The 20,843-nt window shown below is 73.0% G+C and carries 20 protein-coding genes; 6 read left to right on the top strand and 14 right to left on the bottom strand.

Annotated elements, in window-relative coordinates; genetic code table 11:
* Positions 1 to 47 precede the first annotated feature (47 nt).
* Both WMF20_RS41160 and WMF20_RS41155 read right to left on the bottom strand, forming a co-directional pair.
* Positions 48 to 1,310, bottom strand: a complete 1,263-nt coding sequence (locus WMF20_RS41160) for a hypothetical protein (protein ID WP_129579376.1) — start codon at positions 1,308 to 1,310, stop codon at positions 48 to 50.
* Positions 1,311 to 1,369: 59 nt separating this feature from the next.
* The gene (locus WMF20_RS41155; RefSeq protein ID WP_437607162.1) at positions 1,370 to 4,009 is read right to left on the bottom strand and encodes an O-antigen ligase family protein; all 2,640 of its coding nucleotides are present in this window, start codon (positions 4,007 to 4,009) and stop codon (positions 1,370 to 1,372) included.
* Between the two features lie 157 nt (positions 4,010 to 4,166).
* Here WMF20_RS41155 and WMF20_RS41150 point away from each other — a divergent pair, with 157 nt between their 5' ends.
* Together WMF20_RS41150 and WMF20_RS41145 are read left to right on the top strand one after the other, a co-directional pair.
* Positions 4,167 to 5,498 carry a phage head spike fiber domain-containing protein gene (locus WMF20_RS41150; protein WP_437607161.1) on the top strand — a complete coding sequence of 444 codons (1,332 nt, stop codon included), beginning with the start codon at positions 4,167 to 4,169 and terminating at the stop codon, positions 5,496 to 5,498.
* Positions 5,499 to 5,523: 25 nt separating this feature from the next.
* A complete protein-coding gene (locus tag WMF20_RS41145) occupies positions 5,524 to 6,159 on the top strand; it encodes a phenylalanine--tRNA ligase beta subunit-related protein (protein WP_437607160.1) in 636 nt (211 codons plus the stop codon).
* Positions 6,160 to 6,200: 41 nt separating this feature from the next.
* Here WMF20_RS41145 and WMF20_RS41140 read toward each other — a convergent pair whose 3' ends face one another.
* Both WMF20_RS41140 and metK read right to left on the bottom strand, forming a co-directional pair.
* Positions 6,201 to 7,523, bottom strand: coding sequence for a hypothetical protein (locus tag WMF20_RS41140; RefSeq protein ID WP_437607159.1), 1,323 nt, complete (start codon positions 7,521 to 7,523; stop codon positions 6,201 to 6,203).
* A gap of 340 nt (positions 7,524 to 7,863) precedes the next feature.
* Positions 7,864 to 9,111, bottom strand: a complete 1,248-nt coding sequence (gene metK / locus WMF20_RS41135; RefSeq protein WP_437607158.1) for a methionine adenosyltransferase — start codon at positions 9,109 to 9,111, stop codon at positions 7,864 to 7,866.
* Positions 9,112 to 9,528: 417 nt separating this feature from the next.
* Between metK and WMF20_RS41130 the strand changes: the two genes are divergently transcribed.
* The gene (locus WMF20_RS41130) at positions 9,529 to 9,924 is read left to right on the top strand and encodes a YbjN domain-containing protein (protein WP_237244578.1); all 396 of its coding nucleotides are present in this window, start codon (positions 9,529 to 9,531) and stop codon (positions 9,922 to 9,924) included.
* Positions 9,925 to 9,940: 16 nt separating this feature from the next.
* Here the strand turns inward: WMF20_RS41130 and WMF20_RS41125 are convergent, their stop codons facing one another.
* A complete protein-coding gene (locus tag WMF20_RS41125) occupies positions 9,941 to 10,309 on the bottom strand; it encodes a PDZ domain-containing protein (protein WP_437607157.1) in 369 nt (122 codons plus the stop codon).
* Positions 10,310 to 10,430: 121 nt separating this feature from the next.
* Here WMF20_RS41125 and WMF20_RS41120 point away from each other — a divergent pair, with 121 nt between their 5' ends.
* Positions 10,431 to 11,378 (top strand): CDP-alcohol phosphatidyltransferase family protein, encoded by a 948-nt coding sequence (locus WMF20_RS41120; RefSeq protein ID WP_437607156.1) that lies wholly within the window; start codon positions 10,431 to 10,433, stop codon positions 11,376 to 11,378.
* A 63-nt stretch (positions 11,379 to 11,441) separates the two neighbouring features.
* Here WMF20_RS41120 and WMF20_RS41115 read toward each other — a convergent pair whose 3' ends face one another.
* The 5 genes from WMF20_RS41115 to WMF20_RS41095 form a co-directional block, all read right to left on the bottom strand.
* Entirely contained in the window at positions 11,442 to 12,149 is a 708-nt protein-coding gene (locus tag WMF20_RS41115) for an NTP transferase domain-containing protein (protein ID WP_437607155.1), read from the bottom strand.
* Positions 12,146 to 12,709, bottom strand: coding sequence for a thiamine pyrophosphate-dependent enzyme (locus WMF20_RS41110; RefSeq protein ID WP_129579368.1), 564 nt, complete (start codon positions 12,707 to 12,709; stop codon positions 12,146 to 12,148). Before WMF20_RS41110 ends, WMF20_RS41115 begins: the two co-directional genes overlap by 4 nt.
* Positions 12,706 to 13,218, bottom strand: a complete 513-nt coding sequence (locus WMF20_RS41105; RefSeq protein ID WP_437607154.1) for a thiamine pyrophosphate-binding protein — start codon at positions 13,216 to 13,218, stop codon at positions 12,706 to 12,708. The genes WMF20_RS41110 and WMF20_RS41105 overlap by 4 nt, the downstream gene beginning before the upstream one ends.
* A 4-nt stretch (positions 13,219 to 13,222) precedes the next feature.
* Positions 13,223 to 14,887, bottom strand: a complete 1,665-nt coding sequence (locus tag WMF20_RS41100) for an isocitrate lyase/phosphoenolpyruvate mutase family protein (protein ID WP_129579366.1) — start codon at positions 14,885 to 14,887, stop codon at positions 13,223 to 13,225.
* Positions 14,888 to 15,068: 181 nt separating this feature from the next.
* Entirely contained in the window at positions 15,069 to 15,395 is a 327-nt protein-coding gene (locus tag WMF20_RS41095) for a 2Fe-2S iron-sulfur cluster-binding protein (protein ID WP_437607153.1), read from the bottom strand.
* A gap of 118 nt (positions 15,396 to 15,513) precedes the next feature.
* On the opposite strand from WMF20_RS41095, the gene WMF20_RS41090 reads away from it, so the two are divergent.
* Complete coding sequence (locus tag WMF20_RS41090) at positions 15,514 to 16,773, top strand: NAD(P)/FAD-dependent oxidoreductase (protein WP_437607152.1); 1,260 nt, start codon at positions 15,514 to 15,516, stop codon at positions 16,771 to 16,773.
* Between the two features lie 67 nt (positions 16,774 to 16,840).
* On the opposite strand, the gene WMF20_RS41085 is transcribed toward WMF20_RS41090, so the two are convergent.
* The 4 genes from WMF20_RS41085 to purQ all read right to left on the bottom strand — a co-directional run bounded on the left by WMF20_RS41085 (position 16,841) and on the right by purQ (position 20,129).
* Positions 16,841 to 17,233: a hypothetical protein gene (locus WMF20_RS41085; RefSeq protein ID WP_437607151.1), complete on the bottom strand. Its 393-nt coding sequence runs from the start codon at positions 17,231 to 17,233 to the stop codon at positions 16,841 to 16,843.
* A 61-nt stretch (positions 17,234 to 17,294) separates the two neighbouring features.
* Positions 17,295 to 18,632: a DNA methyltransferase gene (locus WMF20_RS41080; RefSeq protein WP_437607150.1), complete on the bottom strand. Its 1,338-nt coding sequence runs from the start codon at positions 18,630 to 18,632 to the stop codon at positions 17,295 to 17,297.
* Positions 18,610 to 19,407: a zinc ribbon domain-containing protein gene (locus WMF20_RS41075; RefSeq protein WP_437607149.1), complete on the bottom strand. Its 798-nt coding sequence runs from the start codon at positions 19,405 to 19,407 to the stop codon at positions 18,610 to 18,612. The genes WMF20_RS41080 and WMF20_RS41075 overlap by 23 nt, the downstream gene beginning before the upstream one ends.
* Positions 19,404 to 20,129: a phosphoribosylformylglycinamidine synthase subunit PurQ gene (gene purQ / locus WMF20_RS41070; RefSeq protein WP_061625438.1), complete on the bottom strand. Its 726-nt coding sequence runs from the start codon at positions 20,127 to 20,129 to the stop codon at positions 19,404 to 19,406. The genes WMF20_RS41075 and purQ overlap by 4 nt, the downstream gene beginning before the upstream one ends.
* A gap of 93 nt (positions 20,130 to 20,222) precedes the next feature.
* Here purQ and WMF20_RS41065 point away from each other — a divergent pair, with 93 nt between their 5' ends.
* Positions 20,223 to 20,831 carry a CPBP family intramembrane glutamic endopeptidase gene (locus WMF20_RS41065; protein WP_437607148.1) on the top strand — a complete coding sequence of 203 codons (609 nt, stop codon included), beginning with the start codon at positions 20,223 to 20,225 and terminating at the stop codon, positions 20,829 to 20,831.
* Positions 20,832 to 20,843: the final 12 nt, after the last annotated feature.

Raw genomic sequence — 20,843 nt, 5'->3', positions numbered from 1 at the left:
CCGAAAACGTCGAGATGGGCCCGTATCCGAAGCGGGTGACCGCCGCTCTAGAAGCTCACGCCCTGCCCGAGCGCCAGCGCGGCGGCGAACGCGGCGATGAGCAGGAACATCGCTCCGAGCGTGTAGCGTCGCACCGGCGCGTCGAGCACGAAGGCGAGGCGCGCCACGCCGACCAGCACCGACGGGCCGAACACGCCGAAATGGCGGACCAGGGGCGCCGGCGCCAGAAGAAGGCATCCGGCCATACAGGCGCTGCTCAGCACGCTGCCGATGGGGAGCGCGCGGCGCGAGCGCGGGCCGGAGAAGTAGACGCACAAGGTGTCGGTGACGAGCGGGCCCGCCACGGAGACCAGCATCGTCGCCGTCATGGCGTCTCGCGCAGCCCCCGTATGGGGGATCCCGGGAATCGGGATCGCAAAGAGCGCGTAGATGAGCGCGCCGGCGGCCCAGAGCGCGACCCCTGACGGCAGCCAGGCGCGCAGGGCGCGCGCTTGCCAGGTCGCCTCGTCTCCCGAGCTGCTCGCGCCCGAGACGGCACGCGCGGCGAACGCCTGGGAGGCGTTCGAGAGGGCCAGGGCGAACGACCAGTAGAGCACCTGCTGCCCGACGCGATGCTCGCCGATGTGCTCCTGGTTCACGCTGAGCGAGATGGGATAGACGACCACCGTCGCGAAGGTCGCGATCGAGTACGGGATCGACCGCCGGATGATGCTCATCGCGTAACGGGCCGCGCGCCGGAGCCGGGTCGGGCGCAGCAGGAGCAGCGCGGGCGAGGCGCCGGCGAGCCCGATGGCCGTGGCGACGGCGCCAGGGAGGCCGGCCAGCGCGCCCAGCATCGACGCGCCAGGCGAGAAGACGAGGAGCACCGCGAGCGACCGAAGGTACCGGCCCTCGCGCTGGAAGAGCGGCCAGAGGCTGGGCGAGGCCGCGGCGAGCAGCGAGCACGCGCTGAAGAAGGCGGTGACGAGCCCCGCCGTGCCGCCCAGCCCGAGGGCGAGCTCGTGGGCGAGCGTGATGCTGAAGGCGAGCGCGGCGATCATCGCGAGCGCGCCGCCGGCGAGCGCGCGGCCCGCCCTCGTCGCGAGCGCGCGCGTCCGGCGCGCCAGGATGGGGGAGAGGCCGGCGTGGACCAGCGAGACGACGACCATCCCGCGCGACATGTAGTTGGCGAGCGCGGCGAGGGCCGCAGGCTGGCTCGAGAGCGCGAGCACCCATTGCGCAGCGAGCGAGAGGGCCCGCGGCAGGAGGACGGCGAACGCGACCCCCGTGCCCCCGTGCATCAGGGCGCGCAGCAATGACGACAGCTTCACGAGGCGCTTCGCTGGAGGCGGACAGAGTCGCGCATGACCACAGGGGGCGCGCAGTCTACCTACGGCGCGAGCGTAGGCGCCAGGGCCTTACCCCGCTCGTCGAGGATCCTCCGGCGCAGCTCGGCGTCGTTGCCGCCGCGGCGCTGCAGCAGGCGCTCCAGCGCGCTCGCGGCCTCCACGTGCGCGCCGGCCGCGCTCGCGGCGTCGGCGAGCTTGCGGAGGCGCTCCTCCGTCGGCTCGTCCTGCGCCGCCCGCGCGTAGTAGGTCACGGCGGACGAGTAGTCCTTGCGCGCGGCGAGCAGGTCGCCGACCCAGGTCGCCGCCGACGCGCACTCCGCGTGGGAGCTGCACGCCGCCGGCATCAGGTCGCGGAGCGCCGGGAGGAGCCGCTCGGACGAGCCCAGCTGCGACGCCGCGACGACCCGCAGGCGGAGGCAGCCGAGCCGATTGTCGAGCCGCTCGCAGCTCTCCGCGAGCAGCTGCTCCGCCTCCGCGCTCTTCTTGCGCGCGAGGAGGAGCCGCGCCCGCAGCTGGACCGCGAGGTACGAGTCGCTCTTCGTCCCCTGGATCGCCGCCGCGTGCGCCTCGACCTGCCGCTCGCAGGTGCCCCGCTGCGCCTCGTCGCCGCCGCAGCGGGCGGAGGTCGGATCCTCGAGCATCGCGAGCAGCGCGGTGCCCGCGGCCCAGCGCGCGCCGATGCGCGACGGGTCGCGCGCGACCGCCTCCTCCGCGCAGCGCAGGCGCACGTCGAGCGCCTCCCGGCGGTCCCCCACGATCGCCATGCGCTCGAGCATCTCGACCCCGGCCTTGCCCTCCGGCACCGCCCGCAGCAGCTCCTCCCAGCGCTCGGTCCATTGCCGGGCGAGGACCGCGGCCGTGCCGGTGACGTTGGCGTCGTCCTCCACCGCGAGGCGGAGGCTCAGGAGCGCCTGCTCCTTGGCGCCGCGCGACGCGAGCACCTCCGCGAGCAGGAGGTGGGCGCGGCCGTGGCGGCGCGAGCGCTCGAGCGTGCGCTGGAGCCACGGGATAGGGCTCTCGATCCGGCCCTGCAGCACGGTCACCGCGCCGAGCAGCGGGAAGTAGGGCTCCGCGGGGTGGCGGAGCATCGCCGCGCGGAGCCCCTCGCGGAAGCGCGGCCAGCCGGCGCCGCTCGCCGCCCCGGCGTCGCTCACGGCGCGGAGCTCCCGGCGGTCGTGGTCGACGTCGCGCCAGCCGAAGCGCAGCATCAGCGCGACGAGCGCGAGCCCGGCGGCGGCGGCGCACGCCGCCTCCTGCCACGGTCGCCACCCCTCGGGGGCGGCCTCGTCCGTCGGAGCGCCGCGCCGCGGGCGCTCGCGGTGGGCCTCGCCCCAGAGCGAGCCCAGGGTCGCCGCCAGCGCGATGGTGACGCCTGGGACCTCGAGCCCGAGATCCAGCAGGTTCTGGAGGAGGAGCACCACGCAGCCGACCCACGCGCCCAGCGCCGCCGTGCTCCCGCGGAGCGCGATCTTGCTCGGGCGAAACGCGACGCCGAGCGCGACGAGCGCGGCGGCCGCCGCCGGGACGCCCCACTCGGCCGCCCACTGGAGCGCGAAGTTCTCCGCGTGCGTGAACACGATGTTCCCCGGCTCCTGCCGGTAAGCGGGGAACACCGTCTCGAAGGCGCCGCGCCCGATGCCGAAGAGCCAGTGGTCCGCGAGCAGCGGGAGCGTCGCGTAGAACAGCGACAGCTTGTTGAGGTTGTCGTCCGCGATCTCCGAGAACGTGCGGTTCGTGGTGGCGAGCGCGGCCAAGAGCGCGCCGCCGGCGATGGCGAAGCTCAGCAGCCAGGCCGCCGGGCGCTGGATGCGGGCGCCCGAGCGCCGCCTGCCGCGCCGCCGCCGCGAGAGCAGCGCGAAGAGGGCGAGGCCGAGCGGCAGCACGAGCAGCCCTCCGCGCGAGGACGCGATGATGCCGACCCCGACGATCGTGGTGATCCCGACCCCGGCAGCCCAGGCCGGCAGGAGCGGCCGGCTCGTGAGCAGCAGCCCGACCCCGGAGAGGATTCCGAGGTTCAGGTACCCGGCGAGGTTGTTCGGGTTGAGCAGCGGACCGATGTGCCACGCCGCGACCGAGAACCGCGGTTGATACAGGCCAAAGACCTTCGTCGCGCCGAGCAGCCCGTGGGCGATCGTCGTGAGCGCGGCGAGGAACGCGCTGCCGAAGACGAAGGTGATTCCAAGCCTCGCGCCGTGCCGCCCGCCGACGAACGTCGCGGCGATGAAAATGCCGGAATACGTGAGCCATTTCACGGCCTCGACCAGCGTCGCCCCCGGATCGAGCGAGATGCTGGCGTACCGCGGCGCCGCCTCGCCGAGCGGCATCAGGGCGCGCGACCAGATGTCGGCGCTCGCGGGCGAGAGGCGCTCGAGCCACGCGAGCGGCAGGGGCACGGCCTGCAGCAGCGTATAAGCGGTCAAGCCGAGCAGCGTGAGGACGGGCAGCGTCCTCACCAACGATCGTCCCTCGGTGAGCGCGCCGGCGCGGAGCGAGAGCGCGGCGGCGATCGTCGTGATCGAAGACACCAATGCCAGCGTGGGCGTATGGACCGCGCCGATGGCGAGCACGGATCCGGCGATGGCGGCCGCGAGGAGCCACGGGATCACCCGCTCGGCGAGCGGCGGCGCGGCGCCTCCTGGTCGGCTCCACGCCGCGGCGCCCATCGAGCGCCGGCGTTCCATGGGCGACCTCGGCTTCGAGCGGGGGTAGTCCGGATCCACAGCCCGCCAGGGTAGTCGATCTCGGTCGCGAAGGGACGAGATCGATCACGGCATGACAGGCTCGATGGGCCCGGTGCCAGGATTGACAGCGAGAGAGTGGGAGGACAATCATCACGCCATGAGAGCCGCCGCGCTCCGCCGCGCATCAACGGTCCTTCCGTTCGCGGTCCTCGTCGCGAGCGCGGGGGCCGCGTGCACGCTCGACGTGCAGGGCACGGGAGGGAGCGGGGCGGGCGGCGCCCCCGCCTCGCCGGGCGATGACGGGGGCGGCGGCGAGGGGAGCGTGGACGGCCTGCCGAACGGGATGCTCTACGGGTGGTCCGCGAGCGCCCCGGCGCAGCCGGGGATCTACGAGCTTCCAGGGTGGCTGACGCTGGAGAGCCCCACTCCGGACAAGACCGTGCAGATCGGCGAGGGCGCCCTCGTGAGCGGAATCGCCGCGCACGCGGCCCGCGCCCGCCGGATCCGGGACGACGGCCCCTATGGGCTCAGCCTCGAGAGCGCGCGCGAGAACCGGATTCCGCTCTCGACTCCGTTGCAGCGCCCATGGCGCACGTTCCACGAGGCCAGCCTCGCGGAGGCGCGCGGGCCGGACGGCGAGGTGTCCGCCGGGCGCGTCTCCGATGAAGACACCGCGCAGGCCGCTGCAGCCTATGTGCCGGTCGACCGCAGCGACGGGTCGACCTCGACCGTCTCGGGCTGGGTGGGCGACGTCGAAGGAGAGGAGGGCGACTTCGCGTGGATACGGGCCTTCGCGTTCGACGAGGCCGCCCAGAACGATGAGCGCGCGAGGGTGCCCGCGCCGGCGCGCGCGTGGCGCCGCGTCGACCTCACCGGCGTCGAGACCGCCCGCGCCGGGCAGATCTGGGTCTATCCCGCCGCGGGCGACGACGCCCGGCAGAGCGCGGCGAGCTTCGCGTTCTTGAGCCTCGAGTCGGCCCGATACCCCTCGTCGGCCATCCCCACCTCGGGCAGCGCGCGGCGGCGCGAGGCCGACGTGCTGTATGCCAACAACGCCGAATGGTTGATCTGGAAGGGGTGGTTCAAGGCGATTCTCGAGTTCGCGCCCAACTACGCCTCTGGCGAGCAGCTCGCCGATCACGACCTCCTCTACATCGACTCCGGAACCCGGGTGTTCCTCCGCGCCTCGGACGGCGCCGTCGTGATGACCGTGACGGGCGCCGACGGCTCCGCGAGCCTGGCGACGGAGAGCCTCGCCTGGGAGCGCGAGCAGGCCTTCCAGGTCGAGGTCTCGAGCTCGCCGTCCGGGCTGTCGCTGCGCGTCGCGCTCGACGAGCGGGACGGGGGGAAGGACGTCTCGGTCGACGAGCCGGCGGCCGCCTTTGCGATCGCCGTCCCCGAGTCAGGCCACATCCACATCCTGGGAGACCCGCACGGCAGCCAGGAATGCGCGGATCTACGCCGCGTCGAGTTCTACGAGGTCCACTGAGCGCGGCTGGTGTAGAGTGCGCCGCGTGCTCACGATCTCGGCACATCCGCTGCTCGAAGCCGCCGCCTTCGTCACGACCTTCCCCGCGCCGCTCGGCGAGCTGCCGGTGAGCGACGCGCTCCGCGCCCTCCTGTCCGACAAGGCCTCGGCCCCGTTCCGCTCGGACGACGCCGTGCGGTCGGCGGTCCGCGACCTGCTCCGGCACGGCGGCTACAAGCCGACCGGCCGGGGCAAGCCGGCCTCCGAGTACCTCATCCGCGCCGCGGAGGGCGGCTCGCTCGCGACCATCAACGCGGCCGTGGACGCGTGCAACGCCGTGTCGCTGCACACCGGGCTGCCCATCAGCGTGATCGATCTCGACCGCGCGAGACCGCCGCTCCGCATCGACGTCGCGCCCGCCGGCGCCCGCTACGTGTTCAACGCGTCGGGGCAGGAGATCGACCTCGAGGGGCTCCTCTGCGTCTTCGACGCGGAAGGCCCGTGCGCGAACGCCGTGAAGGACTCGCAGCGGACCAAGACGCACGCGGGGACGACGCGCACGCTCTCGGTCCTCTGGGGCAGCCGCGCGCTGCCGGGCCGCGCGGCGGAGGCGGCCGCCTGGTACAAGGCGCTGCTCGCCGGCGTCGGCGCGGCGACCTCGGACGCGCCGATCGCGGCCTGAACCGCCGGCTCACCCGCCGCCGGCGCGGGGCGCCCTGGTCGCTAGGGGGCCGGCGGTGGCCGGTCGAGGGGCACCGTGCTCACGGTCTCGTCCTTCTCGGCGAGCCAGACCCAGTTGTCGACGAGCCCGGTCGAGTCGAGCTGGTGATCGCCGGCGTCGTACGCTCCCCACCGGATCTTGATCACCTCGCCCGGCGTCACGGGCGCGGAGGTGACGAGCCAGCCCGTCCCCGCGCGGCCCTCGAACCCCGTCCCGAGCAGCTCGCTGGTCCCGCTCGCGCACGCGTACACCCTGCCGTCGAGGTTGCAGGGCGGGCCGCCCTCGCAGGTGCAGACGTCGATGAAGGCGTTGTTGATGCTCATCGCGTTCCTCTTGTTGTCGAAGAGGATGTGGCCGTCGATGAGGTTGGCCGGCCGCGGCGAGAGGAGCGCGACGAAGTAATCGTTGAACTCGGTGCAGACGAGCGGCCAATCGTAGGTGACGTAATTGATGTTGAACGAGAAGCCGCGGACGTTCGTCGGGACCCGGATCGCGATCTCGACGGCGGTCGGGTCGGACGGCTTCAAGGGCACGAAATCGCCGCAGTCGCGCGGGTCCTTCGGAAAGCCCTCGGGAAACTCGCCGTCGTATTTCTTGTTGAACCCCATCGGGCTCTCGAACCCCTCGTCGCTCGCTTGCCGCGCCGTGCCGCTGGAGAGCGCGAGCAGCCGCGAGCCTGCCTTCGGCCGGATGTTGGCCCCGAACTTGGGCAGGATGCCGTGCCCGAGGTGAAAGTTCGCGTTCTGTTCCGCCCCTGCCGGGGGCGGCGAGCCGTCGACCATGACCCAGGCCGCGGAGACCACCCCCCAGTCGCCGGGCCCGGATGACATCTTGCACAGCTCGACCGCCCTCGCGGCGCTGAGCGGATCCGCGTCGTCGATCGGGATGTCTTCGTCGCAGGGCTTCGGCAGGTTGTCGACGGATTCGTCGCAGTCGTCGTCGACCGCCTCCGGCGCGGCGCCGCCCTCGCCGCCGACCGTCGCGAGCTCCACCACTCCCGGGTTGACGAGCGGGTTGCAGTCGTCGCAGTCGCCGAGCAGCTCCGTGTAGCCGTCGCCGTCCGCGTCGTCGTCCAGCGAGCCGCCGCAGTCCGCGCCCCCCGCGCCCCCCACGCTCCCCGCGCCGCCGCCGCCGCCCGACGCCGTGGTGATGGTCGTCGCGTCGGTCGTCGCTGTGGGCGCGTTGCCGCCAGGGCCGGCGGCGCTCTCGGCGGCGCCCGCCCCGCCAGCGGCGATGCCGCCCACCGGTCCGATGTTCCCGGTGCAGGCCGCGCTCAGGCACCCCGCCGCGGTCATGAGGCTCAAGAAATCCAACCAACGCGTCATCGGTGCTCCTCGAGGGCGCATGGAGCCAAGGAGGTTCAGGTCGATCCGGCGATACGGGAGTCTGCGATGATTTTATCAGCAGAAGCCGCAGCAACAGTCAGCCCATCCCGGCGAAGCGCGGTGCTTTTTTGTGAGTCGGACGCCCACATCGTGGCACCGGCTCTGGGCCAGGCGCGGGTGTCCGGCGCGCTTCCGAAGAGGGGCGACCGCATCGACGGAGCCTCGACAAAGCAGAGAGCGCCGGCGCTTCCACCGCGCCGGCGCTCTCGGGCCCCTCGAGGGGGCGTGGGCCGCCGGATCTGCCCCGCTCGACCGGTGCCGGGCGGGATGTTCCGGACGCTCAGGCCTGGGCGCCCACTTCCTTCTTGCCTTTGCGCTTCGGCTCCTTCTTGCCGGAGCCGTTCACGGCCGCGGGCACCGCGGAGAGCGTCGGGCGCAGCAGATCCTCGGCCATCTTGGCCGCGCGGTTCGTCTTCTCCCAGCTGAACTCGTCGCGCCCGAAGTGGCCGTACGCCGCCGTCTTGCGGTAGATGGGCTTCAGCAGGTCGAGCTGCTCGATGATCGCCTTCGGCCGCATGTCGAAGTTCTGCATGATGTACTTCTCGAGCACCTCGTCACCTACGCGGCCGGTGCCGAAGGTGTTGACGTGCACGCCGACCGGCTGCGCGACGCCGATGGCGTAGGCGATCTGCACCTCGCAGCGCGCGGCGAGCTTCGACGCGACGACGTTCTTCGCGACGTAGCGCGCGTAGTAGCAGGCGGAGCGATCGACCTTCGTCGGGTCCTTGCCGCTGAAGGCGCCGCCGCCGTGCCGGCCCATGCCGCCGTAGGTGTCGACGATGATCTTGCGGCCGGTGAGGCCGGCGTCGCCGAAGGGGCCGCCGACCACGAAGCGGCCGGTCGGGTTCACGTACACCTTCGTGTTTCGATCCATCAGCTTCGCCGGGATGCTCTTCTCGATGATCAGGCTCCGCACGGCGTCGACGATCGTCTTGTGCTTGACCTCGGGGCTGTGCTGCGTCGACACGACGACGGCGCTCACGCGGACGGGCGTGTGCTCCTCGTACTCGATCGTGACCTGGGTCTTGCCGTCGGGGCGCAGCCAATCGAGCTTCTTCGACTTGCGGAGATCAGCGAGCTTGCGGGCGAGGCGGTGGGCATAGCTGATCGGCGACGGCATCAGCTCCGACGTCTCGTCCGTCGCGAAGCCGAACATGAGCCCCTGATCGCCGGCGCCCTGCTCCTTGAAGAGGCCCTCGCCCTCGGTCACGCCGCGGGAGATGTCGGGCGATTGCTTCTCGATGGCCGTGAGCACCGCGCATGTCTCGTAGTCGAAGCCCATCGAGGCGTCGGTGTAGCCGATGTCCTTGATCGTGTTGCGCACGACCACCGGCATGTCGACCCACGCCGAGGTCGTGATCTCGCCGGCAACGACGGCCATGCCCGTCTTCACCAGGGTCTCGCAGGCGACGCGGGCCGTCGGATCCTTCTCGATGATGCCATCGAGAATCGCGTCGGAGATCTGGTCGCACACCTTGTCGGGATGTCCTTCGGTGACGGACTCGGAAGTGAACTGGTAACGGCGCATGAATCGCTCCTTCGGCGGGCTCGAAAAACGGGCCTCTACGCATAGTTCGAGCGCGGGGCACCGTCAACGCGGGCTGCGGCCGGCCGCCGACAAAAGCGCCGGCCGGACGAGCTGCCGGATGGGCCGGCTCGCGCGGCCCGAACGCGAATGGGCCGGCTCCCGCGGCCCGCGCGCGAGGTGGGCGCGCGCTGCTGCCTGGGCAACACTTCGCTTCGCTCCCCGGCGCGCATTGGTCGGGCGCGCGTCGGGCGCGCGTCGGGGCGGGCGCGCGTCGGGCGCGCCGCCGCCAGGCGAAGGAGCTGCGCCGCGCTCGGGATCGCGCCGGGCGGCCCGCGAGCGCGGGCGATCGCGGCGCGCCGCCCGCCTCGGGTCCAGCGCACTCCCGGTGGCGCGCCGTGAACGGCTATGATGCCGCGCATGACGTTCGACGAGATCAGGGCCTGCCTCGAGCGTGAAGGCTGGGCTGTGGAGGTCGTGTCCAGCGACACGATGCGCAGCGACTTCCAGGGGGCCGAGCGGCTCTTCCCCCTGTTCGTGCGGCTCTCGCCCCCCTTCGTCGTCTTCGCGGTGATCCCGTTCGTGCGGCTCCCGATGGAGCCCGAGGAGGGCGACGCGATCGTGCGGCGCCTCCTCCAGCTGAACCGCGAGATCAACATGGCCAAGCTCTCGGCCGACGAGGAGGGCGACGTGATCCTGAGTGTCGAGTACCGCCTCCAGGACCTCGATCCGAGCGAGGTGCGCGACGCCGTCGACGTGCTCTCGTTCTATGCGAACAAGCACTATGCCGAGCTGGTGGAGCTCGCCACGCCGTGAGGAGCCCCCCGGCGGCTCACGGCACGATCGGCTCCTCTCGCGGCTTGATCCCTTCGTGCGCCCTGAGCTCGCTGCGCACGACGCGGACGCGCCGCACGTCGCCCCCGCGGACGACCGTGAGCTCGACGGCGCTCCCGACGGCGCCGCGGAGCCGCTCGCGCACCTCGGCCGAGGAGAGATCCCGGACGTAGACGCCATCGATCATGAGGATCTCGTCGCCGGGGATCAGCCCGGCCCGCTCGGCGGCGAGCCCGCCCGGTACGTCGCGCACGTAGAGCGCCTGCGACTCGTTGTCTCTCCCCAGGACGGCCCCGATGGACCCCACGCTCGCCGCGCAGCCGGCCGCCATGAGCAGGAGCGCCGCGCCGAAGGACCTGCTTGCCACGGGGACACCATAGCGCCCGACGGGCGTCCCGTGCTCCTCATCGTCGGACGACGTCCGCGGAGCGCTCAATCCAGTTGGTCTTCGGGGGGAAGCTGCCCTAGAGTCCGGGCCGGAGTCGCCGATGCCCGAACCGTGCGCTGCCACCGAGAGCTCCACGCCTGCGTCCGGCGGTGTGCCCGGCGGCTGGAAGATGCGCATGGAGGACCCGTTCAATCGCTACTACCGGTACCCGATCGCGCGCTGGATCGTGCGAGCGCTGATGAGGACGCCCGTCACCCCGAACCAGGTGACGCTGGTCCAGCCGCTCTTCGCGGCGCTCGCCGGGTACCTGGTGACGTTCGATGATCCGCGGCACCTCGCCGCCGGCGCGCTCGTGTTCGAGCTCCGCTCCATCCTGGATTGCGTGGACGGCGCGCTGGCGCGGGCCAAGCGGATGGCGAGCCCCGCCGGGCACGCCATTGACGCCCTGGCGGACTGGCTCGGTGTGACCTTCCTCTATGCGGGCATCTTCTGGCACTTCCACCTTTACCCGCCGCCGGAGGGCCCGTGGAGCGCCGTCCTGTCCACGAACGGCATCCTGCTGCTCGCGCTGCTCCAGGGGGCGCTGCGCTCCTTTTCCTCGGACTACTTCAAGCTCAAGTACTGCTCGATCTTCGAGCGGGGCACCGATGAGACGGTGGACGTGCTGCGCCGCAAGATCCAGGCGCTCGGCCCGTCGTCCTCGTTCTTTGCCCACGCCGAGGTCTTCATCGGGCGGATGGGGCACCTCGCGTTCGAACACGAGTGGTTCGACCCGGAGCGGAGCCGGTCCTCCACCGGCGCGGATCAGGTAAAACAGCTGATCCGGGAGGAGACATCGCCGCTCACGCGCCTCATCGGCGCGCTCTGGGCGATATCGAACGGGGACGCGTTCCTGTCGCTGGTGGTGCTGACGCTCCTCGCGGACCAGCTCTGGCTGGGTCAGGTCTTCTTCGCGACAGGCGGGGTCGTCTGGATCGTCGCGGTCATCTTGCTGAACGGCTGGTTCCTCCGCGGCGCGTCCCGGCGCGGGAAGCTCGCCGTGGCCTGAGCTCGGCCGCCGCGGCGCCGCCGAGCTCGGGCCCGCGCGCGTTCTGCGCGTTGAGGGCGCGCGTCAGAGGGCGCTCGCCAGCCGGCGGGCCTTCTCCACGTCCTCCTCGAAGTCGATCTCGGTCCAGGGCAGGTCGTCGACGCGCTCGATGCCGAACGGCACCTCCTGGAAGGCGCGGTCCATCGCGGCCTCGTACTCCTGATCGAGGCGGCCGGCGGAGACCTCCTCCTCGAGGAGGCGCTGCATCACGCGGCCGCCCTGCGGGCCGACCTTGGCGAAGCCGACCGTCTCGCCCGCCACGTCCCAGCCCTTGCCGACGCGGCGCGCGATCTTGAGGACGCGGCCGGCGCGGACGCCGACCATCATCTCCTCGCCGCTCTCCTCCGAGCCCGCGTCGACGAGCAGGCAGTTCTCGTGAGGCGAGGACACGAGGCGCCGCAGCAGCGCGGCGGGGTACAGCACGTCCGCGTCCATCCACAGCCCGCCGCCCGACAGCCGATCGGCCGCGACGTGGAGCGAGACGATGCTCCCGTGGACGAACCGCGGGTTATCGACGAGCTCGATCTTCAGCGGGGCGCGGAGCGACGCGAGGGCCTCCTCGATCATCTCGCGCCGGAAGCCGACGACGATCGTCAGCTCGGTGACGCCGCTCTCGGCGAGGTTCACGAGGTGGCGCTCGAGCAGCGTCTTGCCCTCGATCGAGATGAGGCACTTGGGCGCGTCCCGGCCGATGCGCCGGCCGCGCCCCGCGGCGAGCAGGATGGCCCTCATCGGCGCGCCTCGGCCGCGAAGCGGGCGGCGAGCTCCGGCGGGGTCTCGGCGACGCGGCCGATGCCCTTCACGGTGCCGCCCTCGACGAGGGCGAGGACCATGACCGGGCCCGGCTGCACGAGCGCGGCGCGCAGCGACGCGTCGAACGACTCGACCGAGTCGGCGCGGTGCGTGGCGCGGTAGCCGACGGCGCTGGCGACCGACTCGAGCTTCACGTCGCCCGAGATCGTCCGCTGCCCGCCCGTCGAGGCGTGCGAGCGGTTGTCGAGGACGACGTGCACGAGGTTCGCGGGCCGCTCGCTCCCGACGCTGGCGAGGGCGCTCATGCCCATGAGGACATTGCCGTCGCCGTCGAGCACGAAGATCCGCTTGCGCGGCTGCGCGAGCGCGAGGCCGAGGCCGATCGACAGGCCGAGCCCCATCGAGCCGATCATGTAGAAATTCGAGGGCCGGTCCTGCGTCGTGTAGAGCTCGCGGCCGATCATGCCGTTGCAGCAGACCACGAGGTCGTCCTTGCCGACCGCCGCCGTGAACACCTTGAGCGCTTCGAGCTTGTTCATTCGAGCACCCCCGCCGGGACGATGAGCGCCGCCGGCTGCCTCGTGGAGAGCATGACGTCCTTCGCCCACCCGACCTGCGGGCCCATCGGCTCGCCGCCGCGGAGGACGCGGTGCTGGATCTTCATCAGATCGAGGAGGGGGAGCATGATCTCGCCCATCATGATGTGCTCCGGGGCGTCGTTGCCGCCCTCGCCGCGCCAGGAGATGACGAGCAGCGTGGGCACCTCGTACATCGTGCTGAGCGAGGCCAGCGCGTTGACGGAGACGCCGAGCCCGGAGTTCTGCATCAGGACCATCGGCAGCCGGCCGCCGAGCCAGGCGCCGACCGCCATCCCGATCGCGCTGTCCTCGCGGGTCGCCGAGATGTAGCGGGCGTCCCTGTCGGCCTCGAGCCGCGAGACCAGGCCCTTCAAGAGCGAGCAGGGCACGCCCGCGAAGAAGTCGAACCCCGCCTCCTTGAGCGCGGCGACGAACTCGGGCGCGTACGATTTTCCTGAACCGTGGGACATCGGCTCACTCCTTGATGAGCGCCCAGGCGCGGCGGTAGTCCTCGAACGTGTCGATCTCGAGCCACCCCTTATAGACGTCGATCGCCTGCACGTCCGCGCCGCGGTCGATGAGCTCCTGGAGCAGGTCGGTGAAGGTCGCGCTGCGGAGCGACTCGGCCTCGTGGAAGCTGCCCTTCGCGCGGGTCTCCTGCAGCTGGTGGTAGCAGTCCGTGAGCAGGCGCGCGCCCTTCGCGGTGAACATGGCCATGCCGACGAACTCGCCGTGCGCCTCGCTCGCCGGGATCGCGCGGCCGACGCGGGCCACCCGGTGCGGCGCGTCGGCGCCCACGAAGCGGTAGCCGGCCTCCTGCGCGTCCTTCAGGACCACGAGATCCGGCACGCCGCGGGCGTCCTTGGGCCGCTGGCCCTCGGCGTAGGCGCGGTCGACGACGATCGAGATGTCGGCCGGGCTCTTGAGGAGCTTCTCGAGGTGGCCGCGCTCGAACACGATGTCGCCGTAGAGGAAGACGAACGGCCCGTTCAGCTCCTTGGAGGCGCGGAAGAGCGAGGCGACCTCGTTCGTCGTCGCGTACTCGTCGTTGTCGTAATAGCGGGCGTTCGGGAGCTTGATCGCCTCCTTCTTGTACCCGCGCACGACGGCGACGTCCTTCACGCCGCACGCGTTGAGCACGTCGATCTGCCGCTCGAGGATGCTCTTGCCCTTCAGGTCGAGCATCGGCTTCGGCAGCTCCTCCGTGAGGGGCAGGAGGCCCTGGCTCTGGCCGGCGGCGAGGATGACCGCGGTGACGCCCGGGCTGCCGGAGGGCAGGAAGCTCGACTCCTCCTGCTTCATCTTGTCGACGCCCACGAGCTGATAGACGCGCTCGAGCGGCACCACCCTGTCGTCGACGCTGCCGGTGTACATCTCGCGCTTCAGCGTCTGGAGCGTCTCCGTCATCGCCTTGATGGAGGAGCGGATCGCGTGGTTCGCGAAGATGATCAGCTTGAAGCCGGCCTTGTGCAGGGTGTCGACGGTGGTCGTGCGGTAGATCGTCGGCACGCAGACGAGCGGCGTGCCCGGGCGATCCCACGCGCGGGCGAAGGAGAGCACCTCGTCCGGGTCCTTGCTCTTCGAGTGGATGAGGACCATGTCCGCGCCCGCGTCCGCGTAGGCGCGGCCGCGGCGGAGCGCCTCATCCATCCCCCAGCCGGCGATGAGCGCCTCGGTCCGCGCGATGACCACGAAGTCGCGGTCCTTCTGCGCCGATTTCGCCGCGCGGACCTTGAGCGCGTGCTCCTCGACCTCGGCGAGCTCGCGCTTCACGCCCGCGTAGAAGCTGCAGCGCTTCGGGAAGATGTTGTCTTCCATGCAGATGGCCGCGACGCCGGCGGCCTCGTACTCCTCGACGCAGCGGATGACGTTGACGGCGTTGCCGTAGCCGTTGTCGCAGTCCGCGATGACGGGGAGCGAGGTGTTGTTCATCATCTTGGCGGCGTGGAGGTTCTCCGCCATCGTGAGGATGTTCGCGTCCGGCACCGCGTAGCTCGCAGAGATCTCGAAGCCGGAGGCCCAGAGCCCGTCGAACCCTGCCTCTTCGCCGATCTTCGCGGAGAGCCCGTTGTGCGCGCCGATGATGACGATCGGGCCCGGGCGGGCCATGAGCTCGCGCAGCTTCCTGGCTTTGGTCACGTCTGCTCCACTCCTCTCCTCCGCGCGGCCTCGTCGCTGTCCGCCCGGCGAGCGACCGCGCCCGCTGCGCAGCGGAGCGCGGCCCGAGCGAGCGGCCCCCCGCCGTCGCCGCGCGCGGGCAGCGCCGTGGAGCGCCGGGTCTCGCCCCCCTTCGGAGCCGGGCCTCAGAACGGGGGCTGACTTAACACCGTTCGCCGGTCCCGCCAATGCCGCGCACGACGCGGAGCCGGACCAGCCCAGGGCCGGCGCGGAGCACCGCCTGGCAGGCGAGGCGGAGGCGCGGCGGAGCGCCGAGGCGCTCGAGCAGCTCGAGCTCGTCGCGCGCCGGCGGCTCGAGGTGTTGCTCCCCCTCGACGACCTCGACGCGGCAGGTGGCGCAGCGCGCGTCGCGGCACGAGAACACGACCGGCGCGCGCGCGTCGTCGCAGACGTCGATGAGCCTGCCGGCCCCGGCCTCGGCGGAGACGGAAGGGCCGAGCTCGCTGGCCTCGAACACGACCGTGGGCATCGCCGCTTCCTCCTGCGCCCTGGCTGGGGCCCCGCTCCGATGGCGCGGGCGCGTCGGCTCCGCGCTGGCGCCGCGACCGCATTTTCGCGGGCGTCTCCACGCATTATACGACGGAGGCATGACCGATCGCTGGGACGCAATCATCCTCGGCGGCGGGCCGGGTGGGTCGACGCTCGCCGCGTCGCTGGCCAAGCTCGGCCGCCGTTCCCTCGTGCTCGAGCGGGAGACGTTCCCTCGCTTTCACATCGGCGAGTCGCTGCTGCCACGCTCCCGCGAGGTCTTCGAGCGGCTCGGGCTGGACGAGAAGCTCGACGCGCGCTTCCTCCGCAAATACGGCGCCCGCTTCCTGTGCTCGTCGACGGGGCGGACGCGGACGTACAGCTTCGCCGACGCGTTCGATCCGAAGTTCGAGTTCGCCTACCAGGTGGAGCGCGACGTGTTCGACCAGCTGCTGCTGCGGCACGCGGCGGAGCTCGGCGCGGAGGTGCGCGAGTCGTGGGAGGCCGTCGAGGTGCTGTTCGACGGGTCGCGCGCGGTCGGGGTGCGCGCGCGGCCGCGCGCGAGGTCCGAGGGCGCCGGCGCGAGCGACGTCGTGGAGCTCCGGGCGCCGGTCATCGTGGACGCGACGGGGCGTGACACGCTGCTCGCCTCGAGGCTGCGGCGCAAGGCGCAGCTGGCGGAGCTCGACAAGACCGCGCTCTTCGCCCACTACGAGGGCGTGGTCCGCGAGGACGGGATCCACCAGGGCAACATCCAGCTGGTCATCTTCGACCACGGGTGGTTCTGGTTCATCCCGTTCCGCGGCGAGGTGACGAGCGTCGGCGCGGTCGTGTCGTCGAGCTGGATCCGGAGCCGGAGGAGAGGGGAGAGCCTCGACGATCTCTTCGATCGCACCGTCGCCGAGAGCAGCTGGGCGCGGGAGTTCCTCGCGGGCGCGCGGCGCGTGAGGCCGGTCGGGGCGCTCGCCGACTTCTCGTACCGGATCGACCAGCTCGCCGGCGACGGATGGCTCTTCGTGGGCGACGCCGGCGGGTTCCTCGACCCGCTCTTCTCGACGGGCGCGCACCTCGCCATCAAGGGCGCCGAGCTGGCGGCCACGGCGATCCACCGCGCGCTCGAGGTCGGGGACACCTCGCGCGCCGCGTTCGCGGGCTACGAGGCGGAGGTCCGCTACGCCGTCGATCTGTTCCTCGGCGTCGTGCAGGGCTTCTACAAGGGCCACTTCCGGGAGACGCTGTTCGAGCCGAACCAGCGGCCCACGATGCGCAAGCTCATCACCAGCATGCTCGCGGGCGACGTGTTCCACGCCGAGAAGCGCCCGCAGTGGGCGTCGTTCCTCCGGCAGCACTATCCGGCGGAGGTGCCCACCTTCACGTGACGCGCGGCGCGCGGCCGCGCGCCGCGCGCCGGCCGCTGCGCGCGCGAGCCGGCCGCCGCGCGCGCGATCACCCGCCGCAGGGGGCGCGCTCGACGACCGCCTCGCTCATCTGCTGGCAGGCCGCCGCGAGCGCGCTGCGCGCCTCGTCCCTCGCGCCGCCCTCGAGCGCCTCGTCGTCGGCCTCGGCCTTCGCCTCGAGCGCGTCGCGCGCGATCCGGATCGCGGCCTCGTGGCCCTTCCGCGTCTCCGCGGGCAGCTTGCCGGCGCAGGCGAGCATCGCGGCCAGGTAGCCGTCGCACGCGTCGACCCCGGTGCTCTCGAGCTCGGCGCTCCCCGGATCGCCGCCGGCCTTGCCGCAGCCGAGGACGCAGGTGCCACACAGGAGGAGGAGTCCGAGGAGTGCTCTCGCCATCGTCGCGCGCCCGGGGGCGCCGCCGGCGTCCGGTGCCGGCCGCGTCACGCCCCGCTCGATCGCGGAGCACCCTGCCACGGGCCCGCGCCGCGGGGCAATTTTCGGCCGGTCAGGCGCGGATCAGCAGGATGGCGTGCTCGTGGCGCGGGCGGCGCTGGAAGGCGCGCGCCGTGGGGCGGTGGAAGTGGGGGCGCGGCTGCGACGCGACCGCGCGGACCGCGAAGCGCGCGCCGGAGGCCGCGGCCTTCACCACGTCGATCGCGTAGACCGGCGCGCCGGCCACGACGCTGTCGGCGATCAGCAGCACGAGCGGCGCCCCGCGCCGCAGCACGCGCGCCAGCGCGACGAGCACGCCGCCGAGCTCCTCGCGCCAGCGCGCGCGGCCGGCCTCGGGGCCGAGCGGATCGAGGTGCCGGCGGGCGCCGATCTCGTCCTGCTCGAAGCTCGCGCTCCGGAGCCGGAGCCAGCGCAGCCTGGCCTCGTGGTGGGCGAGGTAGTCGTAGACGCCCGGGTACGGCGGCGACGTGACCGCGAGGTGGACCGAGTCGGGCGCGACGCCGCGCAGCACGCGCGCGTCGCCCTCCTCGACGAGCGCGGGCGGGCTCGCGGACAGCGGCGCGGCGACGTCGGCGAGGCGGCGGGCCAGCTCCTCCGCCTTGCGCACGAACAGCCGCGCCGGATAGCCGGCGGCGATCCGCCGCGGCAGCTCGTGCTCCGACGTGTCGGACGTGCGGCGGCTGAGCTTCGTGAGGATGGCCGAGAGCACGAGCTCCAGATCCGCGCGCAGCGCGTCGGCGCCGTGCCCCGCGAGGCGGTCGAGGCCGACGCGCAGCCCGTCGAGCTCGAGCAGCACGTGCGGCTCGAAGAGGGCGACGTCCTCGGGGCCGTACCGGCGGCTCGGGCCGGCGCGCGCCTTGCGGCGCTCGTCGGCGGCGGCCGCGACCTCGCGCGCGGCCGCGACGAGGCGCTCGCGCTCGCCCGGGGTGCTGCCCTGCACCTTCAGGCGGGCGAGGCGCACGGCGAGGGGGTTCGCGTCGACGCCGATCGCCGCGCGGCCCGCGAGCCGGGCCTCGACGAGGACGGTGCCGCTGCCGCAGAACGGGTCGAGCACCCGATCGCCCCGCCTCGAGAGCGCCTCGACGAGCCGGCGGGCCGTGTCCGGGTGCATCCGGGCCGGGTAGCTGTGGAACCCGTGCACGTGGGCGCGGGCCGCCTCCTCCGCGTCGCTCGCGCTGGCCACGTCGAGCGCGTGGGCGAGCATCGCCGCGTCGGCCGGATCGCCCTCGAGCCGCGTCTCGCCGCCCACGTTGGTCAGCGCGCGGCGCGCCTGCGGCGCGGGCCGGGGCGCGCGGGCCTCCTGGGGCGCGCGGGATTCCTGGGGCGCGCGGGGCTTCCGCCGCGGGGCGCCCGGCTTCGGCTTGGGATCAGCGCTTCGTGGGCTCGACATGGGCGGTCCGTTGCGTGAGGGGCACGTCGGCGAGCGCTTCCTCCTCGGCGGCGAGGGCGCGCGCCGCGCGCTCGGCCTCGGGCTCGCCCCCGGGCGCCGCGCCGACGCGCAGCCTCGGCGCGTAGCCGAACTCGCCCGCGGGGCTCACCGCGCCGCGCACGACGTCGTTCACCTCGAGCAGCGCGAGCAGCTCCTCGGCCTGGGCCTCGCCGATGCGGAGGGTCGAGGCGAGCGCGCCGGCGGTGAGCGGGCGCTCGGCCTGCCGGGCGACGTCGGACGCGACGGAGACCCAGGCGGCGTCGAGCGCGGGCGCGATGTCCCGGCCCCGCGCCTTGGCCCGCCGGAACGCCCACAGGGCGAAGGCGGCGACGGGCGCCATCGTCAGGAGGCCCGCGGCGAAGAGCCCGACGCTCGCGCCGAGGACGAGCAGCATCACGGCGAACAGGAGCACCTCGAAGCCGAAGAGCGCGCTCGCCGCGATGCCCGCCGCGCGCCAGACCGAGCGCGCCGAGGCCGCGGCGCGCGCCTTCTGGAGCGGCGGCACCTCGCGGCCGGATCGCTTCACGCCGTCGCCGTCGACCGGGACGCGCGGGCCGCCGCAGGCGTCGCACCGGAAGCGCAGCTCGGGGTGCGCGGAGACGCCGGCCACCCCGCCGCAGTGCGGGCACGCCTCGGCGCGCCGGTCCGCGCCGCACTGCGGGCAGCGCGCGCTCCCCGGCGCGAGCGCCGCGGCGCACACGCGGCAGCGGGCGTCGCCGGACGGCGCCTGGCTCACGGCGCGCTCGCGGCGGACGCGGCGCGGGCGCCGTTCACGCTGCGGAGCACGGCGTCGAACAGGGCGCGCCCGTCCGCGCAGCCTTGCCCCTGGAAGGGCTGGCTCATCCGCTCGGGGTGGGGCATCAGCCCGAGCACGTTGCGCCGGGGGCCGCCGTAGATGCCGGCGATGTCCATGGCGGATCCGTTGGGGTTCGCGTCCCCTCCGACCAGCCCCTCCCGGTCGCAGTACTGGAGGGCGATGGCGCGATCCTCGACGAGCTTGCGGAGCGTCTCCGGATCCGCCTGGTACCGCCCCTCGGCGTGGGCGATCGGCAGGCGGAGCACCCGAGGCAGGCCGCTCGTGAACGGCCCCTCGGCGCGCGGCGTCACGAAGACGTCGCGGCACTCGAAGCGGAGGTGCGCGTTGCGGGTGAGGGCCCCCGGGAGCAGCCCCGCCTCGGTGAGGATCTGGAACCCGTTGCAGACGCCGAGCACCAGGCCGCCGCGCTCCGCGTGCCGGCGGATGGCGGGGACGATCTGGCTCGTGCGTGCGATGGCGCCGCAGCGCAGGTAGTCCCCGTAGGAGAACCCGCCGGGGATCGCGACGAGGTCGGTGCCAGCGGGGAGCTCGGCGTCGCGGTGCCAGGCGGTCGACGTGCGGACCTGGAGCACGTCGCGGAGCGTATGGATCATTTCGGCATCGGCGTTGGAGCCCGGGAAGATGACCACGGTCGCGTGCATGGCCGTCCACGTAGTCCGGTTGCCGGCGCTCGGCCAGGGGTCGTGAAGGTGCGCGCCGCTTCACCGGCTTCCGGCGGCGTGCCATGATGGGGCATGGCTTCGCGATGGGCGCGGACCGGCCGGACCGACGCGACGCTGCGGGCGGCCTCCGGCTACCTCGTCCTCGCGGCGCTGGCGATCTCGCTGACCCTGGTGGTGCGGGATGGATTGCCGTGGATCCACCCGAGCCCCTGGCTCTCGCTGCCCCCGCTGGCCGCGTTGCTGACGAGCGCCGCGCTCGGCCTCACGCTCGCGGCCGGGGTCGTCGTGATGACCCGCGTCGCCGTGGCCCGGTTCGGCTGGGCGCGGCGCCTGCATAGCGAGCTCCGCCCGGTCGCGCTGGACCTCTCGCTCGGCCAGGTCCTGCTCCTCGCGGGCCTCTCGAGCCTCGGGGAGGAGCTGCTCTTCCGCGGGCTCCTGACGCCGCTGCTCGGCGTGGCGCTGAGCGCGCTCCTCTTCGGTCTGATGCACCAGATGCGGGGCCCGAGCCGCTGGGTGTGGGTCAGCTGGGCCGTGGGCGTCGGCGCGGGGCTCGGCGCCATCTTCGCCGCGACCGGCTCGCTCGTCGGGCCGTTCGTGGCGCACGCCGTCGTGAACGCGGTCAACCTCAGCTACCTGCGGGACCACGATCCCGGCGAGGCGGAGCAGCAGGCGACGCTCTGACGGGCACGTCCG

It is taken from the genome of Sorangium sp. So ce834 (assembly GCF_051521425.1).
Taxonomy (GTDB): domain Bacteria; phylum Myxococcota_A; class Polyangia; order Polyangiales; family Polyangiaceae; genus Sorangium; species Sorangium cellulosum_D.
This window is presented reverse-complemented; position numbering and strand designations above follow the sequence as displayed.

Coding starts and splice junctions, on each gene's coding strand:
- WMF20_RS41080 (WP_437607150.1), bottom strand. CDS start 18,632: ATGTCGAGCCCACGAAGCGCTGATCCCAAGCCGAAGCCGGGCGCCCCG.
- WMF20_RS41130 (WP_237244578.1), top strand. CDS start 9,529: ATGACGTTCGACGAGATCAGGGCCTGCCTCGAGCGTGAAGGCTGGGCT.
- WMF20_RS41105 (WP_437607154.1), bottom strand. CDS start 13,218: ATGTCCCACGGTTCAGGAAAATCGTACGCGCCCGAGTTCGTCGCCGCG.
- WMF20_RS41140 (WP_437607159.1), bottom strand. CDS start 7,523: ATGACGCGTTGGTTGGATTTCTTGAGCCTCATGACCGCGGCGGGGTGC.
- purQ (WP_061625438.1), bottom strand. CDS start 20,129: ATGCACGCGACCGTGGTCATCTTCCCGGGCTCCAACGCCGATGCCGAA.
- WMF20_RS41090 (WP_437607152.1), top strand. CDS start 15,514: ATGACCGATCGCTGGGACGCAATCATCCTCGGCGGCGGGCCGGGTGGG.
- WMF20_RS41120 (WP_437607156.1), top strand. CDS start 10,431: ATGCCCGAACCGTGCGCTGCCACCGAGAGCTCCACGCCTGCGTCCGGC.
- WMF20_RS41150 (WP_437607161.1), top strand. CDS start 4,167: ATGAGAGCCGCCGCGCTCCGCCGCGCATCAACGGTCCTTCCGTTCGCG.
- WMF20_RS41155 (WP_437607162.1), bottom strand. CDS start 4,009: ATGGAACGCCGGCGCTCGATGGGCGCCGCGGCGTGGAGCCGACCAGGA.
- WMF20_RS41095 (WP_437607153.1), bottom strand. CDS start 15,395: ATGCCCACGGTCGTGTTCGAGGCCAGCGAGCTCGGCCCTTCCGTCTCC.
- WMF20_RS41115 (WP_437607155.1), bottom strand. CDS start 12,149: ATGAGGGCCATCCTGCTCGCCGCGGGGCGCGGCCGGCGCATCGGCCGG.
- WMF20_RS41065 (WP_437607148.1), top strand. CDS start 20,223: ATGGCTTCGCGATGGGCGCGGACCGGCCGGACCGACGCGACGCTGCGG.
- metK (WP_437607158.1), bottom strand. CDS start 9,111: ATGCGCCGTTACCAGTTCACTTCCGAGTCCGTCACCGAAGGACATCCC.
- WMF20_RS41110 (WP_129579368.1), bottom strand. CDS start 12,709: ATGAACAAGCTCGAAGCGCTCAAGGTGTTCACGGCGGCGGTCGGCAAG.